Annotated in this window: 20 protein-coding genes and 3 tRNA genes; 19 read left to right on the forward strand and 4 right to left on the reverse strand. The window is 49.8% G+C overall.

The features are described 5' to 3' along the window. The first annotated feature begins 18 nt into the window (after window positions 1–18). Window positions 19–1,878 carry a glycoside hydrolase family 25 protein gene (locus G445_RS09430; RefSeq protein WP_022866078.1) on the forward strand — a complete coding sequence of 620 codons (1,860 nt, stop codon included), beginning with the start codon at window positions 19–21 and terminating at the stop codon, window positions 1,876–1,878. A 66-nt stretch (window positions 1,879–1,944) separates the two neighbouring features. On the opposite strand, the gene G445_RS0102950 is transcribed toward G445_RS09430, so the two are convergent. Next, window positions 1,945–2,871 carry an NAD-dependent epimerase/dehydratase family protein gene (locus G445_RS0102950; RefSeq protein ID WP_022866079.1) on the reverse strand — a complete coding sequence of 309 codons (927 nt, stop codon included), beginning with the start codon at window positions 2,869–2,871 and terminating at the stop codon, window positions 1,945–1,947. A 310-nt stretch (window positions 2,872–3,181) separates the two neighbouring features. Between G445_RS0102950 and G445_RS09435 the strand changes: the two genes are divergently transcribed. The 3 genes from G445_RS09435 to G445_RS0102965 all read left to right on the forward strand — a co-directional run bounded on the left by G445_RS09435 (window position 3,182) and on the right by G445_RS0102965 (window position 6,110). After that, a complete protein-coding gene (locus G445_RS09435) occupies window positions 3,182–4,216 on the forward strand; it encodes a glycosyltransferase (RefSeq protein ID WP_022866080.1) in 1,035 nt (344 codons plus the stop codon). Between the two features lie 76 nt (window positions 4,217–4,292). After that, the gene (locus tag G445_RS0102960) at window positions 4,293–5,687 is read left to right on the forward strand and encodes a hypothetical protein (protein ID WP_022866081.1); all 1,395 of its coding nucleotides are present in this window, start codon (window positions 4,293–4,295) and stop codon (window positions 5,685–5,687) included. A 9-nt stretch (window positions 5,688–5,696) separates the two neighbouring features. After that, on the forward strand, window positions 5,697–6,110 hold the full coding sequence (locus G445_RS0102965) for a GtrA family protein (protein ID WP_022866082.1): 414 nt from the start codon (window positions 5,697–5,699) through the stop codon (window positions 6,108–6,110). Window positions 6,111–6,200: 90 nt separating this feature from the next. On the opposite strand, the gene rfbA is transcribed toward G445_RS0102965, so the two are convergent. Then, on the reverse strand, window positions 6,201–7,091 hold the full coding sequence (gene rfbA, locus G445_RS0102970) for a glucose-1-phosphate thymidylyltransferase RfbA (protein WP_022866083.1): 891 nt from the start codon (window positions 7,089–7,091) through the stop codon (window positions 6,201–6,203). Between the two features lie 267 nt (window positions 7,092–7,358). On the opposite strand from rfbA, the gene G445_RS0102975 reads away from it, so the two are divergent. Genes G445_RS0102975 through G445_RS0102985 form a run of 3 tightly spaced genes read left to right on the forward strand, consistent with a single transcriptional unit; the run spans window position 7,359 to window position 11,991 of the window. Then, window positions 7,359–7,640: a WhiB family transcriptional regulator gene (locus tag G445_RS0102975; protein WP_026420892.1), complete on the forward strand. Its 282-nt coding sequence runs from the start codon at window positions 7,359–7,361 to the stop codon at window positions 7,638–7,640. Continuing rightward, window positions 7,640–10,666, forward strand: coding sequence for a glycosyltransferase (locus G445_RS0102980; protein ID WP_022866085.1), 3,027 nt, complete (start codon window positions 7,640–7,642; stop codon window positions 10,664–10,666). Before G445_RS0102975 ends, G445_RS0102980 begins: the two co-directional genes overlap by 1 nt. After that, window positions 10,666–11,991 (forward strand): DUF5719 family protein, encoded by a 1,326-nt coding sequence (locus tag G445_RS0102985; RefSeq protein WP_022866086.1) that lies wholly within the window; start codon window positions 10,666–10,668, stop codon window positions 11,989–11,991. Before G445_RS0102980 ends, G445_RS0102985 begins: the two co-directional genes overlap by 1 nt. A 153-nt stretch (window positions 11,992–12,144) precedes the next feature. Here the strand turns inward: G445_RS0102985 and G445_RS0102990 are convergent, their stop codons facing one another. After that, a complete protein-coding gene (locus G445_RS0102990) occupies window positions 12,145–12,570 on the reverse strand; it encodes a metallopeptidase family protein (RefSeq protein WP_022866087.1) in 426 nt (141 codons plus the stop codon). Between the two features lie 32 nt (window positions 12,571–12,602). Here G445_RS0102990 and G445_RS09440 point away from each other — a divergent pair, with 32 nt between their 5' ends. The 12 genes from G445_RS09440 to G445_RS0103055 all read left to right on the forward strand — a co-directional run bounded on the left by G445_RS09440 (window position 12,603) and on the right by G445_RS0103055 (window position 21,975). Continuing rightward, the gene (locus G445_RS09440) at window positions 12,603–12,992 is read left to right on the forward strand and encodes a DUF3499 domain-containing protein (protein ID WP_022866088.1); all 390 of its coding nucleotides are present in this window, start codon (window positions 12,603–12,605) and stop codon (window positions 12,990–12,992) included. Window positions 12,993–13,250: 258 nt separating this feature from the next. Beyond that, the gene (locus G445_RS0103000; RefSeq protein WP_156825532.1) at window positions 13,251–14,297 is read left to right on the forward strand and encodes a ComF family protein; all 1,047 of its coding nucleotides are present in this window, start codon (window positions 13,251–13,253) and stop codon (window positions 14,295–14,297) included. A 394-nt stretch (window positions 14,298–14,691) separates the two neighbouring features. Further along, a complete protein-coding gene (gene hpf / locus G445_RS0103005; protein ID WP_022866090.1) occupies window positions 14,692–15,336 on the forward strand; it encodes a ribosome hibernation-promoting factor, HPF/YfiA family in 645 nt (214 codons plus the stop codon). Between the two features lie 280 nt (window positions 15,337–15,616). Then, window positions 15,617–17,002 (forward strand): FAD-dependent oxidoreductase, encoded by a 1,386-nt coding sequence (locus G445_RS0103010; RefSeq protein ID WP_022866091.1) that lies wholly within the window; start codon window positions 15,617–15,619, stop codon window positions 17,000–17,002. Next, on the forward strand, window positions 17,002–18,051 hold the full coding sequence (locus tag G445_RS0103015) for a lipoate--protein ligase family protein (protein WP_022866092.1): 1,050 nt from the start codon (window positions 17,002–17,004) through the stop codon (window positions 18,049–18,051). Before G445_RS0103010 ends, G445_RS0103015 begins: the two co-directional genes overlap by 1 nt. A 342-nt stretch (window positions 18,052–18,393) precedes the next feature. Further along, window positions 18,394–18,475 (forward strand) — tRNA-Tyr (locus G445_RS0103030). 34 nt (window positions 18,476–18,509) lie between these two features. After that, window positions 18,510–18,582, forward strand: a tRNA-Thr gene (locus G445_RS0103035). A 26-nt stretch (window positions 18,583–18,608) separates the two neighbouring features. Then, window positions 18,609–18,682, forward strand: a tRNA-Met gene (locus G445_RS0103040). A gap of 39 nt (window positions 18,683–18,721) precedes the next feature. After that, window positions 18,722–18,892, forward strand: a complete 171-nt coding sequence (gene rpmG / locus G445_RS11130; RefSeq protein WP_022866094.1) for a 50S ribosomal protein L33 — start codon at window positions 18,722–18,724, stop codon at window positions 18,890–18,892. A 226-nt stretch (window positions 18,893–19,118) separates the two neighbouring features. After that, window positions 19,119–20,240: an IS1249 family transposase gene (locus G445_RS0103045; RefSeq protein ID WP_026420893.1), complete on the forward strand. Its 1,122-nt coding sequence runs from the start codon at window positions 19,119–19,121 to the stop codon at window positions 20,238–20,240. A 446-nt stretch (window positions 20,241–20,686) separates the two neighbouring features. Further along, a complete protein-coding gene (locus G445_RS0103050) occupies window positions 20,687–21,649 on the forward strand; it encodes a 3-hydroxyacyl-CoA dehydrogenase family protein (RefSeq protein ID WP_022866096.1) in 963 nt (320 codons plus the stop codon). A 74-nt stretch (window positions 21,650–21,723) separates the two neighbouring features. Further along, window positions 21,724–21,975, forward strand: a complete 252-nt coding sequence (locus tag G445_RS0103055; protein WP_022866097.1) for a GntT/GntP/DsdX family permease — start codon at window positions 21,724–21,726, stop codon at window positions 21,973–21,975. On the opposite strand, the gene G445_RS11135 is transcribed toward G445_RS0103055, so the two are convergent. Further along, on the reverse strand, window positions 21,957–22,221 hold a 265-nt coding region (locus tag G445_RS11135), incomplete at its 5' end, for an integrase core domain-containing protein (RefSeq protein WP_156825533.1). The two genes, G445_RS0103055 and G445_RS11135, sit on opposite strands and share 19 nt — an antisense overlap.

Below are 22,221 nucleotides of genomic sequence, written 5' to 3' on the forward strand. Positions count from 1 at the left end.
TCCGAAAATGGAGTGGCTATGCAGAACCGTCGTGTAGTGAGTGGATTGCTCGTGGGATTGCTTACTATCCCTTTGAGTTTTGTTCAGGCTGGTGCAGTATCATTTCCTACGCATAAAGGCGTGGCAAATGAGGTCTCGCAAGATATTGAAGATAATGGCGGGCAGAAACTACCCGATAAGATTGCAAGCTCTCTTAGCGATAAAGATAAGCTTGTTGCTCCAAACGTGGTATTCACCAAAGACGGGGAAATTAAGAATGCCCAAACCGGTGCGGTTATTACAGACAAAAAGATTGTTGGTAGCAGGGGTACTCCGCCCGATCCTTTAGCGAAAACAAATGGTGAGTCTTTCATTCCGGTAGAAGTTGGAGATGTCCGCGAACATATTCGTGCCGAAGGTGGCAATCCCAACCCGGACACGATGAAAAAAACAGATCCTGGTCAGAAGAAAACTTCTCCAGATAACAATAAGGTGGTTGAGAAGGAAGGAACTCCGGGTAGTCATCCAACAAAGAGTGGTGAAGTTGAAGGTTCGACGAATAGCGGGCCATCTTTAGCTTCTCAAACGCCTAAAACTTTTGGTGGTGTAGCTGGCTCGCGTTCAGTTATTCCTTCGTCGTTTGCCCAATCTCTTACTTCTCCTCCTAAAGACGGTAATGAACAGGGAGCGCGATGGGGAACATACAATGGAACAAAAGCGTTCTTTGATGGAGATGGACAGCTTTTTGCTCAAGATGCCAAAAAAGTTATTGATGTTTCAAAGTGGCAAAAGGGCATTGACTGGCAGGCAGTGAAGAATTCAGGTATTGAAGGCGCGATTATTCGTACCGGCTTTGGAAGTGGCGGGAACGAGGACGGTTATGCGGTCCGTAATATCAATGGAGCCCGCAGTGTGAATATGCCTTTTGGTGTCTACCATTTTTCTTATGCTGAAGATGAGAGAGATGCCGTGCAAGAAGCACGTGACATGATCAGCGTGTTACAAAAAGCTGGTGTCAGGCCTTCAGATATGGCTCTCCCCGTGGTGTACGATCTCGAAGAATTTGTCTGGAAAGACCCTAGCGATGGACGTACCCACATGTCTCCTAGAACTCCTGAGGCATATGAACGTATTATTAACAGCTGGTGGTCCACCATGCAAGCAGCGGGATACACAAATCTTTCGGTGTATTCTTACAGGGCAATGTTGAATGGGGTTCTGAATAAGCCCTCAATCCATGCGAAAACACATTGGGTTGCCGCTTACAGCAAAAGGCCCGGCTTTAATTATCATGAAAACTATAGAGGATGGCAGTACACGTCAAGTGGCCGCGTGCCAGGTATCCAAGGAAAAGTTGATCTTAATGCGTTTGGGTACAAAAATCCTCCTGTGAATATGACCTGGATAATACGTCAGGAAGATATTGCTGTGGGTATAGCCCCGCCCGTATCAGCGGTACCTTTGGAATATCGTTTTATGCAGTACAACCTGGACACAAAAAAGTGGAAAGAATTCCAGGGCTGGAATTCTGCAAACTGGGCGGGATGGAGTTCAGAAGAAGGTAATTATTGGCTCCATGTTGAAGTGCGCCATGCTCAAACGCACGACTTTATAGGTATGAGAACTATTAGCTTTAAGTATCAGGCAGGTACAACAGCGGTGGATGGAACCTATGCTGGATGGCGTACAAACGATATCCTCCTGGGCGCCGTTTCAAATAATCCACGCGCGCGAACCGAAATCCTTATTTACGACGTAGGTAAGAAGGAATGGGTGACTCAGTTTAGAGGCCCGTGGGCGTCATGGAAGCCACAACCTGGTATTTACTGGACTCATTTCAGAGTGTATACCTCAGATGGCCGGCTTTCTCAAACGAAAACATATCCATTTGCTGTTTGAAGGTGCGAAAATGCACCTTCACGAAAGACTGGCTCAACACATCACTGATGTGTTGAGCCAGTGGGGTTAAGCTACGTGGGAAGAAATTTCATTCCACGTAGCCTGAATACCTTCATGGAGAGGTTTGAGTGACATCTCACCAAAATCGGTTATCCACCGTGAGATATCGAGCCCCACATGGGGAACGTAGGATGCGGGGGCGGGGATGTGCTCACAAACGGGAGAATAATCAACAACATCTGTTATGGCATGAACAATATCGTTGACACTGGTAGATGTTCCGGAACCAAGATTGTAAACGTGATGTGGATTATCGGTAGTCATTGCGTGTGCCATGAGTTTTGCTAAATCTTGGACATAAATATAGTCACGGGTCATCGAGCCGTCACCCATAATTGTTAACGGTTTATTGTGAAGGATGTTTTGGAGGAAGATCGGGATAATTCCTTGACGTTTATTAGGGTTTTGCCGTGTTCCGTAAGGATTTGAAATCCTGAAAATTGTTGAGTTTAAACCGTGTGAGGTTCTGAAATAATCAAGGTAGTGCTCGATAGAGAGTTTTCCAATTCCGTAGGGGGAGATGGGGTACGTGGGATCGGTTTCTTTGAAGAATTGCTTATCTTCTTGCACTCCGTAAACGGTTCCTCCACTTGATGCGAAATACACATGTTTCACATTCGCTTGTACACATGCTTGAAAAAGGGTGACAGAAGATAAGAGATTTGCCCGAATATCGACAGTAGGGTCTGCTTGGGAAGTCGCAGGGTCGGTGAGGGAGAGAAGATGAACGACGTTGGTATGTCCATGTAGAGCAGATGCAACCTCTGCTACGTTAAGGAAATTTCCGGAAATGCAGGTGACATCTTTGGCTTCCCAATGAGGGCGCGAGCCGTCGAAAAGGTCAAAGACACTGACGTCATGCCCTCGAGAACGAAGCGAATCAACGAGATGAGAACCAATAAATCCGTTTCCGCCAAAAATTAAAAAATCCATGCTCCGTTCCCTTCCGAGTGATGCGTTATATGTGCATGAGAAGTGTAGAAGCGTGTAGTGAAACGTGATGAAACGCAAAATCAATTCTGCGCAAGGAGGTTTATATTGAAACACCACTCGCTATCGATATTATGCCACAGAAGAATGGCTCTTTAGATATTGCGTTATACGAATCGTCACCTTTTCGCAAAGAATGACTATTTCAGGCTATAGTTTCGAAATGTGAATATTTTCTTATGGTTGAGGCGCAGTTTCTCCATAAGTAAACGTAAAACACCTAGAAACATTGTGTGAAGAAGAAAGTTGGAGTATGTCGGAAAAGACTCTGCATTCAATTTCTGTTGTTATTCCGGTTTATCAAGGAGCTTCCACGTTGCCTGCTCTCTTTGCTGAACTTGAACAGCTTACAGGTGTCAATACATCTCCACACAGCAATACGTGGACTATTGATGAAGTTATATGCGTGTATGACCATGGCCACGATAACTCACCTGAAGTTCTGCGTGAATTATCCTTGCGTTATCCGTGGTTAAAAGTTGTGTGGCTTTCGCGTAATTTTGGTCAACATGCCGCCACACTCGCTGGTATTACTCAATCAACAGGTCAGTGGGTTGTTACCATAGATGAAGATGGACAACAGAATCCTTTCGATATTGGGATTCTCCTTGATCAAGCAATTAATGAAACGGCAACATTGGTGTACGCAAAACCCTTAAATGCGCCTCCGCACGGGTTTGTACGAAATATAGCATCTCGCGGTGCGAAAAAAGTTGTTGATTTCCTTCTTAATACTAAGGATTCCGTGAATTACAATAGTTTCCGATTAATCCTCGGCGAAATTGCGCGCGCGGCAGCGAAAACGGCTGGTAACGGTGTTTACATGGATGTTGCTTTGGGATGGATTTCTACCGTTGCGGTTGCCGGAGTGAACTTGCGTGATGAAGGCGACCATAAATCTGGGTACACTTTCCGCTCGTTATTTGCTCATTTTAAACGCATGGTCGTATCTAGTGGGACGCAGAGTCTGCGCATTGTATCCTTCTTTGGTTGGTTCACAGCAATCTTAGGTTTTGTTATGGCAATCGTCGTTTTTGTTAACAAAATGGTACATCCTGCCACAGCAATCGGTTGGTCATCAACAATTATTACCATACTTGTCACCTCCGGTTTAATTCTTATTTCTTTGGGTGTGATTGCGGAATATCTTGGAGCCTCGGTATCCATGGCGATGGGGCGCCCACTTTTTGTTATTCTTTCTCATCCTAATGATTATTTACGAGAAAACCGTCCTGCCATTATTGGCGGAACAAAAGAAGATGTATCTCCACATACAACTATCGAATAGTTCCTTCTCCACCAGATGTTACACATGAAAGGCTAGTGCATTGAGGCAAATATCATTGAGTCGGGGCCCTTCGCGGGTGCAGTGGGCTATTCCTGCTGTGTCGATGCTTATCGGTTTTCTATTCTTCTTACGCGATCTTTCAGACCTGCACGCTACTGTGCAACATGCGATGTTGCTTATCTGGTCTATCTGCACAGGTAACTTCGTTAATTTCTATTCGATTTCTGCCGATTCAACCATCATGATCGCCATGTATGGTTTTGTTTTCTATGCGATTATTGCTATTTTCCTTATACCAATCGCGATTATTCTGGCACTTTTTACCGGTTTTGATTACACAAATGCGACACAGGTAATGTTATGTGTAAGGTATACACAACTTGTTATTGTTGCGTTACTGTGCCTCACTGCGTGGTTTGTTGGAAAATTAGCACGCAAGCTTGAGTATGATTCGGGGACTGCTAAGTGGGCTGCGTATCTTTATCTTGCTTCACCTATTACGCTTTTCGCCGATGCTGTGTTCTGGCAATATGACGTCATTACTCTTGTATTCTTTATTACAGCGATGGTTTTCTATGTGCAACATGATTACATAAAGTTTTCATTAATCATGTCTCTTGCTATTGCCTGCAAAATGTTCGCTTTCTTTGCGTTTGCACCCCTTATTCTTTTCGTTGAAAAACGGGTTCTTCCCTTAATGAAATATGGGGCATTGGGCGTTTCAGTTACCTTGGTTACTGAACTTCTTCAACAAAAAATGCCGGGGTATGAGATTGCCAAGGCTCAAAGAGCGCATCTTTTCTCAAAGTTAATTGATAATGGTATACCGTTCAGTTTCGGATACGTTTCACTTGCATTGGTTGCATTGGCGTTAATTACTATATATGCGTATGTATCCTCCCCAAAGAGCGAGGAAGATTTCCGCCACAAGGCAATATACCTCGCATTTATTTCTTTAGCCCTGCCCTTTGTCCTTTTCCAGGCAAATACGTACTGGTGGATATTGGTTACCCCTTTCCTTGCCATTCTTATTGCAGGACATCCAAAAATGCAGGAACTCATGGTTCTCGCCACTGGTTTCTTTGTGTTCATCATCGCGCATTCAGTTATATTTTTCTCGATTTACATGGATCAAAACATGATTAATGGGGGAGTGATCCCGAAACTCTTAGGTATTAAATATTCGGGACTCCCCTCTTTCCAATCTATTGCTGACAAACTAGGTCTGAATCTACCACAAGTGATTTATGCTTTTGCTATCGCATTAATGATTGGAATCTGCGTGTTGTGCGCTCAGCGTATGAAATTAGCCGATGCGATGGTTTCGGGCACTTCTCCTCTAACAAGGGCTTCAGCTATAACGGAACCGTCGGTATCAACAGGAACTGTATATCTATATAACGCTGGTCTGTATGTTTACATCCTGCCAACATTTGCACTCTTTGCACGTCAAATATTAATGGGGCAGTAAAGAGAATCTATGACAATCGAAAAATACGTAGCATTGATTAAGCAAGTTTTTCGTTTCGGCTTTGTCGGTGTGATTTCAACTCTGGTAGATTATTGTGGATTTTTATTTTTCACATACACCCTATCAATTAACTACATTGTTTCGAGCACGATTTCGTACTCCATAGGAATCATTGTTAATTACCTATTAAGTATGAGATATGTGTTTAAATCTCGTGATGATCGAAGTAAACGTAAAGAATTTATTATCTTTACCATTCTTACCCTCATCGGATTGGTCGCCAATCAGATTTTCCTTTATGTTTTCGTAGAAATTTGCGGTATTTCAGAGCCGGTATCAAAGATTTATGCCACGGTTCTTGTCATGGTATACAACTTTATTTCACGAAAACTTTATGTCGAGGACAGATCTCAAAAAAATTAAAATAATTGTGGGGAGTGTGGAAAATCCGCACTCCCCACAATTTGAACATTACAGTACGTACCTTTGTCGTAGCTTCCTAACGCCAATAAATTAGAGGTTAGAGGACGGCACGTCGTGCTTGGACTCGAGCAGGCTCAGGAGGTAGGTGCCGTAGCCGGATTTCACCAGTTTTTCGGCGCGAACACGCAGTTCGTCGTCGTTCAAGAAACCACGGCGCCAAGCGACTTCCTCGGGGCAACCGACGGACAAACCTTGGCGGGCCTGGATGGTGCGCACAAAGTTCGTTGCATCGGCGAGGGAATCGAAAGTGCCGGTGTCCAACCAGGCGGTGCCGCGGTCTAGGACTTCAACCTTGAGCTTTCCGGCGTTCAAATATTCGCGGTTCACGTCGGTGATTTCGTATTCGCCACGCGCCGAAGGCTTGAGATTACGGGCAATTTCCACAACGTCGTTATCGTAGAAATAGAGGCCGGGAACAGCGAAATGAGACTTTGGCTTTTCGGGCTTTTCTTCAATAGAAATAGCGTTGAAGTTCTCGTCGAATTCAACAACACCGTAGGAGCGCGGGTCGGAGACGTGGTAGGCGAAAACGGCTCCACCATCAGGGTTGGTGTTGCGCTCTAGGCGGCGCCCCATCGACGGGCCATAGAAAATATTATCACCGAGAACAAGCCCTGCGGGTTGGTCGCCAATGAAATCTGCGCCAATTGTGAACGCACGCGCCAGCCCGTCGGGCACTTTTTGTTGCGCGAACTGAAGATTAATTCCGAACTGATCACCGTCTCCAAGAAGCCTGTGGAAAGCCGGGGCGTCCTCAACCGTCGTAATAACGAGAATATCCTGGATTCCAGCAAGCATTAGCGTTGTGAGCGGATAGTAAATCATGGGCTTGTCGTACACGGGTACGAGCTGTTTGGACGTACCAAGCGTAATCGGGTTTAACCGAGTTCCGGAGCCACCGGCAAGAATAATTCCTCTCATTCCTATATCTTCCCGTATTTTGGACGAAAAAACTACCGCAACGGCAAACCTAGGACTTTTTACTCAAGAAAAATTCAGGGTTTTATCTTTTTGGCTACGCTGATATATACGCTATGGGGTAAATTTTTGTTCCTGCTTGACTTAAGGGGGTTACACGCGTGTAATTTATAAAGGAACGGAAAAAGAGGAGGGTTTGTGTCTAAAAAACTTCATGCCCTATATGTGGCGGATTCGGTAACGCAACAGCGTGCCGAAGCGCAACAGCGCATGACAGGTATTTTTGACCTCGGTTACGAAAAGGCTGAGGGATTCTCCCAACCCTGGCGTGAACTAGCTCTCTGCGCACAAACCGATCCCGATTTATTCTTCCCCGAAAAAGGTGGTTCCACTGCACCGGCTACAGCCGTATGCCATGAATGTCCTGTTATCAAAGAATGCTTAGAATACGCCCTTCAACACGATATCCGTCACGGAATCTGGGGTGGAATGTCCGATAATGATCGCAGGCGCATCGCCAAAGAAAGGCGCCACAAAGCCAGTGGTGAATAATGGCTCTCACAATCCACGCATTTATATTCACCAGAACAAACTCGCCCTATCTTTTCCACACGAAGCGCGCAGTTGAACAGTCAAACCTGAAACCAGAAACCGTGAATATCGTCAATGTTGACGACGAAAACTACGCAACTCTTGGGCAAGCAGTGAACGCTGAAATAGCGAAACTCGACAAGCCCGTATCTCCAACAACCCTCTACTGGATTGTGCATGAGGACAGCGCCCCCGAACCCGATGCCCTCTACGAACTCTCCCGCGCCCTAGACACCTCACCAACCCTTGGTGCGGCAGGTCCCAAACAGATAGCGTGGGAGGATTCATCCAAACTTCTTGAAGTCGGAATCCGTGCAACCCGGACGGCTCGGCGCGTCCCGGAAGTTGACGTAGATGACCGGGACGGAGGGCAACTCGATAACCGTTCCGATGTGTTAGGCGTGGGAAGTGCCGGGATGTTGATTCGCTCAACAGCTTTCGAAGCGGTAGGGGGAATGAATGAACACCTCGGGCCGTTTGGGGACGGGCTCGAATTTTGCCGACGCCTCCACTATGCCGGTTGGCGTGTTGTTGTTGTGCCCCAGGCGAAAGTGCGCCATGCCCGCGCATCCCTAGGAGAAAGCGGGCGAGGCTCCTTCGCCAAACGCCGCCGGGCACAAATCTATAACGCCCTGCTCGCCGCGCCTTCAGCCTTTGTTCCCTTTATTTTCCTCGGCTACCTTCTCCTCACACCACTGCGTGCTCTGGCGCGCCTGTGTACCAAAGAGCTTGCCTTGGCGGACGGCGAAATTCGAGGCGGTTTCGGAATCCTCGCCGATATTCCAGCGATTATTCGAGGAAAACGCCTTATTAGCGAGGCAAAAAAGAATGCGGACACCCAGGTTCGCGCCTCGGCAATACGGGAATTGGAGGCGCGCGGAAAAGATGTTCGTGTAGGCAAACGCGATCTTGCCCGCACGGCTCGCGAAAAAATCCAACTCGCCAATCGCCCCCACCCCCTGGAAGAGAAAGAGAAAAAGCTGTGGGTGACGGCCACACGCAAGGCCCGCCTGCTCATCCTCGGTTTTGTCCTCTTGTGCATGCTCCTTGCCACGGCGCGCCTGTGGGGGAGCACTGCGGTTAGCGGTGGCGCACTTCTTCCCGATAACCAAACCGGCTGGCAGGTGTTGCGTTCAGCTATCAGCGGCTGGCTTGCCGTAGGTGACGGCAGTGTAGGTCGCCTAGATGCCCTGTGGATCCTCTTCAGCCCCTTCGCGCTCCTCCTTCAACCCTTCGGCATAACGATGGGCACGATTGCCACCGCAACTCTCTACCTGTGCCTTCCTTTCTCCGCTCTCACCGCCTTCTGGGCCGCCCGCAGTTTCACGGCATCCCCGCAGGTTCGCTCGGTTGCTACCCTCACCTGGGTTGCTGCTCCGCCACTCCTGGTCGCCATTTCTTACGGGCATGTTGCCGGCGCCCTGTTCCATACCTGTTTGCCTCTCGCTCTTGCGATTATTGTGACGATGTGGCGTTATCCCTTGCGTCGCAACTTCACTAACGTTGGGAGTGTGGCCCTCCTTGGCGCTGTCATGTCTGCCTGCGCACCCGTCACTCTTCTCCTTCTCGTATTAACTGCCGCCACGGGCTTTATTATCTCGAAAAACTTCTGGTGGTTGTGGCTTCCAATACCCGCAGCGGTTCTCGTCGTACCATCTCTTGCGTTTGATTGGCGGTTGATTTTCTCAACTCCAGGTGCACCAACGAATGCAACACCCACTCCGTATTCTCTGTTTGTCTTTAATCCCGCGGGTAGCGCCACGAACCCGTTTGCGTTGCTGGCAGGAAGTATTGGGTCCAAATGCCTCACCCTTTTCGCCGTCATTTTCCTCGCTGTCGCGGTGCTCGCGCTTGTACGCGGACGCAACTGGAAGCTCATTCGTGCTTCGTGGCTGGGGGGCTCGGCCGGCATGATATGGGCGGTTGCGTGCACGCATGTTGCTGTTGCCCTGTATTATGATGGCGCGCAGGCGTCCTATTCGAAGGCGTGGGCCGGTATTGGTTTAAGCATTTCGATGGTGGGCTTGTGGTCCGCAATTGTTGCCGGGGCGGACGGTTTGCGTACCGATATGTCCGGGCGCGCTTTTGGTCTTTTCCAACTCATAAGTTTAGGGACTATTGCAACGCTTCTTTTTGGGGCGACGACGACGAGCCTCGCGTGGGCTGTTGCTCACGCGAAGGGGGAGAGCGTTGTGGGTCCGGTGAAAAATAACGCCGTTCCGTTGAGCGCAATTCTTGATCAGAAATCTTCGGCCCGCACTCGTGTGTTGGCTCTTTTCCCAACAGAACATGGGATTCGTGGCGAAATCTGGCGCGGGGACGGCAGGCGTTTAACGGATGTGACGATGGCTGATTCCAGTGCTTTGCTTGTTGGCGCCCAACATGGTGTGGTGACGAAAGCGGATGCGGATATGCAGCGCATTATCGCAAATCTTGCGAATGCGCATCCGACTATCGCTCAAGATTTGGTGCACCACGGTATCGGTTATGTTGTTATTCCGGGTGCAGTGGGTCAACCAAAGGACAACAACACCGCCACCACTACCACTCCAAATCCGGAAAGCGCCCAGCATGCCACCGCACAACTCGCCTCCTCTCTTAACGCAGCCGGCCACCTCACCTTTATTAACTCCACCGAATCCGGCATGTTCTGGCGCGTCGGCAATGGACGAATCGCACGCGCAACCTTGAATTCCCACGCCCTTCCCTCCGGAAAATACGGTTTGCAAACGCGGGTTCAGGAAGCTGGAACTCTGTCTCTTGCTGAACGCCGACACAACGGCTGGGTCGCTTATCTTGATGGTGTAGCTTTGGAAAAAACTGGTTCGTCGTGGAACGAGGAATGGAAGGTTCCGTCGGCTGGGAACCTCGTCATTTCCTACTCTCCTCTCACTGACTACCTTGTTGCCGGCACGCAACTCGTTGTTGCTCTTGCCGCTATCGTGGTGGCACTCCCGCTCAGGCGACGTAAGGTGGTGACGCACTAATGGCAATACATTGGTCACGTTGGCGTAACTGGGGTGTTCGTGGCATCAGCGGTATCGCGGTCGTCGGTTTAATGGTTGGTGCGAGTGTTCTCTCTTTCCTTCCTTCGCACACCACTTCCACCATTGAGCCTCCTGTTGCGAGCTCCGCTCAACTTCCCACACGTTTGACATGTGGTGGCGGTTTTATTCGAACGATTTCATCGGGCATGCGTGTCGATACAGCGGACGAAAATGATTCGTCGTCGCTATATTCCTTAACCTCTCCCGGAGTGTCGCAAAAAGTGGATAAACTTCCAACGGTTCTCACCGGGAAACTTCATGAACCTGTGGCGGGCGCGAATTTCTACAGCGCGCAGGCGGGCGATACGCGCGGGCTTGCCGCTAACCCCTGTACCTCTTTCGTGTCCGACACCTGGATTGTTGCCTCCGCTACGGAACCCGGTTCTTCCAATCAGCTTGTGCTCACGAATCCGGGGACATCCGCGATTTCTGTGGAGGTAACGGCATACGGTTCCACCGGGAAACTTGAGGATCGTCCCGTGGTGGTTGCGGTTCCGCCCAACAGCACTATCCGCCACACTCTCGATGGCCTTATTCCAACCGATAAACGCACCGCATTCCATATTCACACCAATGCGGGCCTGTTCGGCGCGACCTTGCAAAACCTACATATTTCGGGTGCCTACGGTGGTGGTGTTGATTTCGCGGTGGGCTCCCAGGTGTCCACAGAACACGTTATTCCTGGGGTATTGATTGAAAAGGGTCACGATTCTGTTCTTCGCTTAACGAATCCGGGCAGGGAAACGACGGTTCACGTGTCCTATATCGGAAAAGATGGCGAGAAAGCACTTGAGGGTGGCAAGGACGTTAAACTCGCCGCAAACTCCGTTATGGATTTGAATCTCGACGGAATTTCTCAGGGAGCCTACGCCATAAAGATTGCCTCATCCAGCCCTGTTGTGGCAGGTGTCCGTATTTCTCGTAACGACGATATTGCGTGGGCAACCTCGACGCCTCTAGGCAGGAACTTTGCGGGCATTTCCGGCCCGTACAAGGCTCAGGTGGGTGTTGCCGGGCAGGGAACTGTGAAACTGACCCCCTTCGACGTATCGGGTAAGGCTTTGCCGGAGATTTCCAGCCAGGTTTCAGGCTTTGTTGCGTTAGATCTTCCGCAGGGCGCGGTTTCCTATCGTGTGGAGGCTTCTAACAATATGCGTGTTGCCACGGTTGTGTTGGGTGGGGCGGAAAGTGCCGATGGAGTTGATTGGATTCCAGCTTATCCTGCTTTGAGTAACCAGTTGCGCTCCAAAATCGTTATTCGCTAGTTGGGTGAGGTTGTCCAGCCTTGTCGAACCAAGGGGCCGAGAATCGTTTGTCGCTAACAGTAGGTGTTGCGTACTTCGCGAGTTTCTTTGCTGTATGTACGACGGAAAACTGTTCGCGTTTTCGTTTTTCTACAAATTTATCCTTTACATCTGTTAGATAAAATCAATATCCTCGGGATCTTTCCCCAATGCTGAGGCGAGCTGTTCGGTAACGACAGCGTGAATGAAGTAACGCGGATCGGGGGAGCGCACGGCAGACATAAGAATAGGCATCCGGTAAAACACGAGCCGGGCAACGATATCCCCACCCTTATGGAAAGGCAGATAGCGAGCAAGCGGAATACCATCTTCCCAGGGAGAAGGATCCGTTTCAGGAACATCAATCACAGCAAAATCTAGTTTTTTCATATCCTCTTCGTAAAAACGACGATATGTTGCTAATTCCAGGGCAATAAGTTCATCAAATCTATTCGACCGAGTTTTCCATGAGGGAACAGAAAGGGGCAAAATGGGGCCGCGTAGTCCTCGCCCGTGGCGGTCGCGACGTCTAGCATGAGAACGGTCGGGGATAATTTCCATATTTCAAGCCTACACGTGGTAGCGTCGAAGACGTGAGTCATCTACGTAAATGTTCCAGAACAAATTGTCGACAACCTGCCGTCGCCACTATGACGTACGATTACGCAGAATCGACGGCAGTTATCGGTCCGCTTTCCCCGGTTGCCACCCAGGGCGCATTCGATTTGTGTACAATGCACGCAGAAACAGTCACTGTTCCCCGCGGTTGGCAAATGATACGCCTGCGCACGGAATTTGAGCCTACCCCGCCGTCACAGACGGATCTCATGGCGCTCGCGGATGCCATTCGTGCAACATCGCAAGAAGATGTTCCTGCCCCGAGTGTGGCGAGCCGTGAAGTCCGTCGTCCTGCTGATATTCACGTTCCACCGCATTTAACCGTTATTCGTGGAGGCGAAGGCGAGGTCGGAGATGAAGGCTGAGCCGGAGGCGACGACGAAGAATAACGCGAACAACAATAAGCACCACGGCATGTGACCTTCGTTTCAACAATAACAAAAAATAACGGTGTAGCATAAACGCCGTTCTCCTTGCCCGTATCAAAGCACGTTGCGCCGTAAGGAACCCTCAGCGAAGCAATCTACCCAGGTTAAAAGGAAAGAGTTGTGGATTAACGCTCCGTGTGACGAGGCCTGTGGATAGGAAAAATGGGGCGTGTTCGGGCGTGAAAAACTAGCCCTATGACTTTTCTTTATGTCTTCTTTTCTAGGGTTGTGAATGCCGTCGTTAACACTATGGCATCTATATCGCGCCTGATTTTTCCTCTATGGTGTGCGGGTTGCGGACGGCTAGATACGCCGTTATGCCCGGGATGTAGCGAAAAATTTGCCGGGCAGTGGAGGGACGTTTCAGCACATGCACCCTATCTTCTTCATGTTGAGGCGACGGGTCAGGAGCGTCCATTTTTCCCTGTCATGAGCCTCGGGGTGTATAAAGGTGTGCGAAAGGCTGCGATTATTCGATGGAAAAACACGAACAATACCGCGTTGACGAAACGTATTACCCACATTCTTCGCTGGCGCGCCCGGGCATTAATTGGTGAAGAGGGGTTCGCCCGGCAAACAAGTATTTTTGCCGGCAATAATGCGAGGAGAATACCGAGGCCTATTGTTAACACGCCCAAGGTGGATTTATGCAAAAGCGGAATCCCCGTAAAAAATGTTGCGGTTAAGCAAAACATTTCTCGACATGCATACACTATTTCGGGTGAAACCACAGGATCTGAGGAGGCTTTTATAACAAAATCAATGGATAGTGGCGTGCTGATTATTCCGGCTCCTTCAGGTAAGAAACGGCGTCGGGAAGGAAGATTGGTGGCTACTTTCGCCGCTCATGCAGTGAGCGAGGCGTGGGGAGGAGGCGTGGCGTGTCTGGATATTTTACGTAAAACAGAGATGGGGATAGGTGAAAAAATATGGCGTCACGTTACGCATATGTGCCAAAAACTTGGGCTTGTGGGGGTAGGGGTTCGTGAAGATAACCAGCACGCGAGAGGGCGAAAAAGCCAGGGGATTTACTGCGATAGCAAGAAAATTCAGATGTTGGAAGGCATGGCTGATTCCGGCAGGGTATGTGCCATTATCGTCGACGACGTGTGCACAACCGGAGCGACACTCGCTGGTTGTATGCGGACGCTGGCGACGCAGGGGATTACGGTGTGTGGCGCTATTGTCCTGGCCCATGCCGTTAATCCGCATGAAATACGTGAAAGAGATAAGGAGACGTAGCGGTGCGGGTATAAGACGATGAGTGGAAAGTGGGGGTGAAAACTGTGTGTCAAAGGAGCTGAGCATGGGCGAAAAAGAAGATGAACGTCAAAGTAGGGGATTGAAAAAGTGTGGTGAGGAAAAACGATAGGCATAGAGGGCCGAGATGAAAAGAACCTTAAAGATGGCAAATATTCATCTGACGTATAACCTCAATTAACTTTGATTTAGACGTGAGCCCGACTACACTTGATTATTAACAACACGGTGTCGTCTTTCATCGTTGAAAGCCATCGCATGTTTTGCCACAACGATGAACATAGATGTTTGTAGGGAGGTGGGCAATTCTCTTTATTGCGTGAGATGCAGTTACCTTTTCCTGCGGCTCAGCCGCACAACACCCTAGGAGGGAATCGTGGATATTATCGTAAAAGGTAGGAACACAGAAATTTCCGATCGCTTCCGTACTCATCTTGAAGATAAGCTAGCAAAGGTTGAACAATTCGCCCCCTTTGCGCAGAGTGTGGTGGTGGAAGTTCAAAAGGAAAACAATCCAGCACGCGCTGAAGCGTCGAAAAAAATTGAACTCACAGTTATTGATAAAGGTCCCGTGATACGAGCCGAAGCGGCAGCAGCAGATCAGTACAGTGCACTTGATTTAGCACTAGGAAAGCTTATTGAACGTCTTCGCCGTACCCGTGATCGAAAGAAAGCTCACGGGAGAGGGCAGAAGGTTGCAGAACCCTTCAACCTCACAGTTGACGATCTTAAAATAAAAGAGCCCGAACCAGTTATTGAAGAAGATATTGTGGATGAAGTCCACAAGCCATCGGTACCCGGTGAAGCGTTTGAACACCAAATTGGGGATTCACCGGTTATTGTTCGCGATAAACTTTACGAAACAACGCCGATGTCTGTTGATCAGGCGCTATATGAAATGGAAATGGTTGGGCATCCCTTCTATCTCTTTATTGACGAAGAAACCAAGCAGCCCTGCGCAGTCTACTTGCGCCACGGCTACACCTACGGAGTTATTCGTCTTAACGTGGAAACCAAGTAAATCTTGAACATATGTGTGGCGTGGGAAAACAACAAATTTTCCTACGCCACACACGCATGCTTAGGGCATTTCGTCGCTTTGTTAGTAACGCACGTTTTGTGTTCGTAACACGCCCATATGCGTATGTTCGTAAAGCCCTGCATTAGTGTGCTTGTGAAGCAAGCAAAAACAATAGGAAAGTTTGTTTCCTACTGTCCCTTATTTCTTCAATCGTGAACCCCATCGGAAAAGCCCCATACGCACGGTAGACTTTCAAGAAACATAGAACAAAGGAGGCGGCGTGGCGGAAAAACGCTACCAGGTGGCAGTTATTGGATCAGGGCCAGCAGGAATTTATGCATCGGATATTCTCAGCAAATCCGGACTACCCGTATCCATAGATATTTTTGAAAAACTCCCCACACCCTACGGTCTCGTCCGCTACGGAGTCGCCCCCGATCACCCCTTCGTACGAAGCATCGCAGGTGCCCTCTACACAGTCCTTCAACGCGGAGATATTCGCTTCTTTGGAAACGTCAACGTCGGCACAGACATTACGATAGAAGATATCCACACCTACTACGACGCAGTTATTGTCGCAACAGGCGCTGAAACAGACGCGCCACTGAACATACCCGGAACACACCTGGAAGGCGTGCACGGCGCGGCAGATTTCGTCAGCTGGTACGACGGACACCCCAACCACCCCCGAACATGGAACCTTGAAGCAGAAAATGTTGCGGTTATTGGGGTGGGGAATGTTGCCCTCGATATTACCCGCATGATGATGCGCGACGTGGACTACCTCGTCGAACATACAGACATTCCCGCAAACGTTGAAGAAGGTTTACGGGCAAACAAGGTACAAAACGTCAAAATTTTTGGGCGCAGAGGCCCGGCGCAGGTCAAATTCAGCCCGCGCGAAATGGGCGTATTCGGGAAACTACCGGACGTAGATATGAAGGTTTTCCCTGAAGAATTCGCTTTCGACCCCGCAAGCGAAGAAGCCATACAGGGCTCCAAAGGCGTTGCGCAAGTCGTCGATATTTTGAAGGAATGGGGTGAACGCGACCCCGAAACTTTCACCGCACCAAAACAAATTCATCTCCATCTCATGCAGCGCCCCGTCGAAATTCTCGGAACAACCCGTGTAGAAGGCATCCGCATGGAACGCACGCGCCTGAGTGGGGACGGAAACGTTACCGGAACCGGCGAATACGTTGACTACCCGGTCCAAGCGGTATACCACGCAACCGGCTACGCATCCTCACCCATTCCGGGCTTGCCGTGGAACGAGAAAGCCCACGTTATCCCCAACGAAGCAGGACGCATTATCCAAGACGGAAAGCCGATGCCGGGATACTATGCAACCGGTTGGGTGAAGCGCGGTCCCGTCGGCCTTATCGGATCAACAAAATCGGATGCGAAAGAAACCATTACCAACCTTTTAGCGGACGCGGAAGCCGGGAAACTTCAGGCAACAGGGGACGGAAGTGGCGCGCAAGGCGTGCTTGACCTCCTCGCAAGTCAAGGAAAACGCCCCACAACGTGGCAGGGATGGGAACTCCTGGACACCTTTGAAAAGAACCTCGGAAGCAAGGTAGGGCGCGAACGTATTAAAGTGGTGTCGGGGGAGGCAATGACGGCGATCTCCCACGGCGAAGAATATACAGGGGAGCTCATCTAATGCACGGTGAATATAAAGAACCAGGCCAAAAAATGGCGATTGTTGACGTGGAGGTTCGCGACAACAAACTCGCAAACGTTCGCTTATCTGGCGATTTCTTTATAGAACCGGACGAAGCGCTGTGGAGAATCACGCACGCCCTGGAAGGGTTGCCCGCAGATACGAGCGGAGAAGATATTGCGGCGCACGTTGAGGCGGCCATCTTGCCTACAGACAACATGTTTGGGCTTACCCCGCAAGGCGTTGCCGTGGCGGTGCGGCGTGCGTTGGGAGGGGCTCTATCTTGGGATGCCATTGATTTCGAGGTTATTCACACCCCGGTTATTCACCCTGTTCTCAATATGACGCTCGACGAAACACTTCCAGAAGCGGTGGCGCGCGGGGAACGCAAACCCTTCCTGCGCATCTGGGAATGGGACCGTCCGCTCGTGGTGATGGGATCCTACCAGTCCTACTCCAATGAGATTAACCAGGAGGGTGTGGACAAGTGGGGGATAACCGTTGGGCGTCGTATCACCGGGGGTGGGACGATGTTCATGGAGCCCGGAAACTGTATTACGTATTCGCTGGTTGTCCCCACCGCGTTGGTGGATGGGATGAGTTTCCTACAGTCCTACCCGTTCCTGGATGCGTGGGTGATTGAGGCGCTCGCGCGCGTGGGCGTGAAGGCGCACTATGTTCCGTTGAATGATATCGCCTCCGATAAGGGCAAGATTGGCGGGGCGGCGCAGAAACATTTCGCTACCGGATATATGGTGCATCACGTGACGCTCGCCTACGATATTGACGCGGACAAAATGATGGATGTGCTCAATATGGGCGACGCGGGTAAGAACAACCGCGGGCATCGCAGTGCGAATAAGCGCGTGGACCCGATGAAGAGTCAAACCGGTATGGCGCGAGACAAAATTATTGAGGTCTTTAAGGCGACGTTTGCCAGCAAATACGGGGCGAGCGAGGGGCATTTGACGGACGAGGATCTGCGGATTGCTCAGGAGCGTTACGAGGAAAAGTTCTCTAAACCGGAGTGGATTCACCGGTTGCCGTAGGGGTGGCGGGTGCGCTCTCGATACGCGCAGGGCACCACAACGCATAATAAGGGTTGGAGGGCGCGCGTTTTTGGCGCGGTTGGCGCGGTTGGCGCGACGCTCGCGTAGCGCGCGTGGCGGGTTCGTTCTGTGCCTGGTGGCGTGTTCGTGCGGTTTTGACGCGGTACGACGAATTAGTTTTCGTTAGCATTTCCACGTTTTTCTGCGGATTTTCCGGGTTTTTTCCGACGTTTGCGGGCGTGTGTGGTGAGGGTTGCCACGTTCTTCATTTCGGGCTTGCGCTGGTATTGCCACGTCGGGTATTCTTTATCAGGTCGCTTTCCGTACGGGGAGTGGCAAAATGGCGGGTTTCCTGAGTGGCCAAAGGGAGCTGACTGTAAATCAGTTGCGGAACGCTTCGGGGGTTCGAATCCCTCACCCGCCACGAACTTCAGCGAAATATTCGCATATATGTTCAAGCCCCGATAGCTCAGTCGGCAGAGCGTCTCCATGGTAAGGAGAAGGTCAAGGGTTCGATTCCCTTTCGGGGCTCTGTTGCCGCAAAAGCGGTAACGTGAGGCGGGGTAGCTCAGATGGTCAGAGCGCACGACTCATAATCGTGAGGTCGCGGGTTCAATCCCCGCCCCCGCTACAACCGTTTTGTCGGACCAATCGTGAGGAGCTAAAGAAGATGGCAAGCAAGTCAGCAGACGTGCGTCCCAAGATCACCCTCGCATGCGAGGATTGCAAGGAACGCAACTACATCACCAAGAAGAACCGTCGCAACACGCCGGATCGCTTGGCAATCAAGAAGTACTGCTCAAGGTGCAATGCTTCCACAACCCATCGTGAAACACGCTAATTCGCGTTAGGTTGCAGAATGCGCGCGCTATTGTAGCATGCACATGAGTTTGACGGAGTCCGAAAGGGCTCCGTTTTTGTCTTCTGGGGGGGCAACTAACGAGGCTTTTCGGAATTTAGTGGGGCTTTGGGGGCTATAGGACAAATCTGGAGGATTTTAGCGCGACTTTTCGTTGGTGTGGTGCGGGAAAGTCGGGATACTTGTTGGTTGATTCATGCTGGTAGGTATGAATCGTCCATTTTGTTTTTTTTGTCAGGTTCCTATGGTCAAGAATGGCCATCATCCTTCTGGTGTTCAGCGTTGGAAATGCGCTAAATGTGATACCCAGAAAACGCACCGTATTGATACGAGCGCTAAAGATCTCAACATGTTTATCTCGTGGCTACTTGGTAATACCACGATGGCTCAGATGCCGGGGAAAGGGCGCACGTTCCGTCGAAAAACACGTAAATTTTGGGATATTTGGCCATTAAGCCCTGTGGTTGATGAGAAGTTTGGGGTGATTTACCTTGATGGGATTCATTTAGGGCGTAAAGCTGTTGTGTTGATTGCGCGAAATGATGAGCATGTGCTTGGCTGGTATGTTGCTAGAAATGAACGTACAGTGGCGTGGAAAGCGCTTTTAGAGCGTATTGCCGCGCCGGATGTTGTGGTCTGTGATGGTGGTTCAGGGTTGAAAACAGCGCTGGCTAAGTGTTGGTCGTCTTCGCGTGTCCAACGATGCACGTTCCATGTTTTTAACCAGATAAAAACCGCTACGACGATGCGGCCTAAACTACCGGCTAGTAAAGAAATGTATCAGTTGGGTAAACAACTTATCCGTGTGAAAACTCCAAGCCAGGCTAGTGAGTGGTTAACGAAATGGGGTAACTGGTATACCAAATATGCCGAGTTTCTTGACGAGAAAAGTTATGATGAGAACGGAACGTGGCGTTATACCCATGAACGAGTCCGATCCGCCCGTAACCGGGTGCACAAGCTGATTAAGCAAGGCACCTTGTTTACCTATCTTGATCCCGATCTGACCGGGTATTTAGGCGTGCTACCAGCAATGAATAATAAGATTGAAGGTGCTACGAACGCTACACTTCGCCAGATGCTTTTCCAGCATCGAGGAATGAGTCTGGCAAGACGTATTAAAGCGATTTTCTGGCATTGTTATATGCACAGTCCTAATCCGTTACCAGTAGCACAAATTTTGAAGGTTATGCCTACTGATGCTTCAATCGAACGTGTCTATCAACAAATACGCCAGGTCCCGCAAATCCAAGACCTACCCCAATGGGGTGACAAAATCACCTGGGCCGACCTACACCACACAACACCCTGGACCAACGCATGGGACTAACCCACATCCTCCAATTTTGTCCTATAGCCCGGCTTTGGGGTTTAATGGCAAACGTTCAGCATTCCTTGGGTTCTAGTGGTGGTTGCGACACCGAGCAAGCAAAGGGGCTAACTGTACGCCTCGATGCATGCCGCATGTGAAAAACAGGGATGCTGGCACAATCGAACACGGATGTGTGGCTATCATTGATGTTTGGCTTGCCTATCCTGGTCTTTGATGACTTTAGAAGTCCACAGCAGAGCCAGAATAGGGAATGTAAAGAAAACACGCAAAACGCTAGAACTTATCGTCGAAAAGTTTCATAAAATTCGGGCGCAAAAAATAAAAAACGTTGAAATACCGCCATTTTATGAATTTATAGAATCCTAATTGCCTATAGGATATAGGTTCTGTATTATTGCTCTTAGTGCAGTGGTAAAGGGGCTACTGTTATCGAAGGAGATAAAATGGATATCAAAAAAGTTGCAGTTGTCGGCGCAGGCTACATGGGCGGTGGTATCGCACAGAAGCTAGCGATGGCCGGTTACGATGTCGCCGTTACCGATGCGAATGCCGAAGCTGCTCGTGCTTCTCTCGGACGTCTTGTCCGCGAAGCTCAGGAATTCGAAGATCAGGGCTTGTATCCCGCTGGTGCAACTGAACTTGTTCGCAAGAATCTCACCTCAGCAGATACCATTGCGGAAGCTGTGAAAGATGCTGACTTCATTGAAGAAGCAGTCCCGGAAATCGTCGCAATTAAAGAGGACGTACTCAAGGAAATTTCCGCTCATGCAAAGCCGGAAGCAATTATCGGCACAAACACCTCCACCATTCCCGTTCACGTTCTTGCCCCGTCGGTCAAGAATCCGGAACGTTTCATGACGGTCCACTTCTCCAACCCCGCGCCATTCATCCCGGGTGTTGAACTGGTTGTTGGCGAAGCGACGGATCGCGCCCTCGTTGATGTTGTCAAGGAAATTCTGCGCCGTTGCGAATGCCAAGGTGCGCTCGTTGCAGATAAGCCCGGCATGGTTCTCAACCGCTTGCAGTACGTCCTTCTTAAGGAAGCCTTCAACATCGTCGAAGAAGGAATCGCTACCCCCGAAGATGTTGACATCATCGTGAAAACAACCTTCGGCTTCCGCCTTGGATTCTTCGGTCCTTTCGCAATTGCGGATCAGGCAGGTTTGGACGTGTACGCCAACTGCTTCAAGACATTCGAGGAAGCCTTCGGCGAACGTTTCGCAACACCTCAACTGTTGAAGGATACTGTTGCATCCGGCCGTAACGGCACCAAGAACGGCAAGGGACTCACTGGCGATTTCGACGAAGAAAAGAAGGCCGCCCTCATTGCGTACCGCAACAAGGCTTACGCACGTATGGGTCAGCTTGTTCGCGAACTTGGCCCCGCACCGGAAGGTGATAAGTAATAGTTGACGTCAGGGTTGCCCTCAAGAAACGTACGAACTTTTCTTGAGGGCAACTGTCAAGAAATGAGGATGTTATGGGATTATCTCCTACATTATCTTTGGTAAATATTGCGGTGTCGCAACAACCTAAGTTTGAAATTACTGCATCACCAGCTTATCTTTTCACGGTCGCCGTGATTTCAATTCTGGTGTTGTTGGTGATGATTATTCGCTTCAGGATTCACGCTTTCTACACCTTGGTTATCGTTTCTTTGATTACCGCTCTTGTGTGTGGTGTTCTGAAGCGTACTGGGTTTTGTTCCGCTTCTTATACGGGGGTCAGTTGACTGACCCGGTGTTGATTATAGCTTGCGATAATCTCCTCTGGGGTAGCGTAGCCTAGGGATTCGTGGAGGCGGTGGTTGTTCCACCAGTACACCCAGTTCAGGGTTGCCCACTCGACCTCGCTACACGAGCGCCAGGCGCGAGAGTAGATCAACTCGGTCTTGTATAAACCATTTACGGTTTCTGCTAGGGCGTTATCGTAAGAATCACCAACAGTTCCGGTCGATGATTTGATACCGGCTGTTGCC

Source organism: Actinotignum urinale DSM 15805 (assembly GCF_000420445.1).
GTDB lineage: Bacteria > Actinomycetota > Actinomycetes > Actinomycetales > Actinomycetaceae > Actinotignum > Actinotignum urinale.